Annotated in this window: 2 protein-coding genes; both read right to left on the bottom strand. The window is 40.2% G+C overall.

From position 1 onward, the window contains the following. Positions 1–59: 59 nt before the first annotated feature. Positions 60–521 carry a Rieske (2Fe-2S) protein gene (locus KGY70_15280; GenBank protein ID MBS3776557.1) on the bottom strand — a complete coding sequence of 154 codons (462 nt, stop codon included), beginning with the start codon at positions 519–521 and terminating at the stop codon, positions 60–62. 541 nt (positions 522–1,062) lie between these two features. Next, on the bottom strand, positions 1,063–1,433 hold a 371-nt coding region (locus KGY70_15275), incomplete at its 5' end, for a hypothetical protein (protein MBS3776556.1).

The following is a 1,433-nucleotide window of genomic DNA, read 5'->3' as shown; positions in this document are numbered from 1 at the left end:
GGATTGACAAAATGCAGATAAGGGCACTGTATCAATCTTAAAGTCAGGATGAATATATTTTATTCGTAAATCCTCAGCGTCTGCCCGTCAAGCTCCGTATTGTATTCCTTGAGAGCCTCATCTGCCGGACCGGAGGTAACCTCACCTTCGAGGTTAAATTCGGAACCATGGCAGGAACAATAAATTTTTTCTTCGTCACCATCAAAATCCACGGTACATTGATTGTGTGTACAAATCTTGGACAAGGCAATGTATTCGTCATTGCCGAGATAAGCTATGATGATATCGTTTTCGTAAACATAGCCGCCTTCCTCCTGTAAATCGCTGTAATCATCGGCAGTGAGGTCGATGTTGAAATCCACTTTATCGCTATCGTCAGAAGAATCATCTCCATTGTCATCGGTGTCATCATCCTTATCGGACTCGGTTTCTGATTCCTCACATGCATTGAAAGCCACTGGAGTAAGAATAGCCACTCCCGCTCCAATGCCTATTTTGATTAAAAATTCTTTTCGTGTCATGGTCATTCATTTTTTGCAGTTAAACATCATTCATAAACAAAAACAGCCATAATGGTTATTTAACAGGCCTGTAATATCATTCCCCGTACTTTATTAGTAAATGAAAATTTATTCTTTTAAGATTCCTAAAAAAGAGAAACATAAAAATGGTCATATATGTTCAGTATAAATTTTCATTGCACCCGAAAGCGCATTCAACAGAGCCTTCAGTAGGTTATCAATAAATTAAATGCTTTCCGCTGTTCATATTGGTACAGTCTATGTTCGTGATTGTCCATTTCATTCTCCTCTCATGAAACTATAAAAATCTTATTGACAATATCCTGCTCTGAACAGGTATGCCCGCGCAAATGGATATGATGTAAACACCCTTGTAATGGAAATTTATGATGTGCCTAACGGGAAAATCCTTTATCGAAAAGATTTGTAACCAAAGGTATGTGGTTCAGAAAAGTTACATTGCTTAATTTTAAGAACGATACCTATCATCAGGTTATGAGAAATTTATTTGCCGCTAAAGCTGCGGTAAGGATAATTCGGGTTAAAATTTTCCGGATACATCATACTCAAAAGTCTGCACATGAAAACGGGCATAGGTATGTTTCCCTTGTTCCAGCAGCCATGAGGCCTTAACGGTGCCCGGCACATTCATTCCATTAGCTTCCTGATAGTCGCTGAGCCTTCCTTCCCATTTTTCCAGCCGGTCTTCGTTCATATACCTTTCGGTTTCCATCCGGGTGATTTGACCTTCCTGGTTGAAATGTACGGTATAAAAAACCGTTTGGCCCTGCCAGTCAAAAGTTACTTTGGCTGTATTTTCATCCATAGCTGTCCATTGAATGTGCTCACCAGGTAAAAGATTGGTGGGCATCCAAACGCTTTCCCCCAGCCATCGCAACAGCTCTGCCTGAT

Source organism: Bacteroidales bacterium (genome assembly GCA_018334875.1).
Taxonomy (GTDB): Bacteria; Bacteroidota; Bacteroidia; order Bacteroidales; family UBA12077; genus JAGXLC01.
The sequence above is the reverse complement of the archived record's forward strand: the minus strand, read 5'-3'. Positions and strand labels throughout refer to the sequence as shown.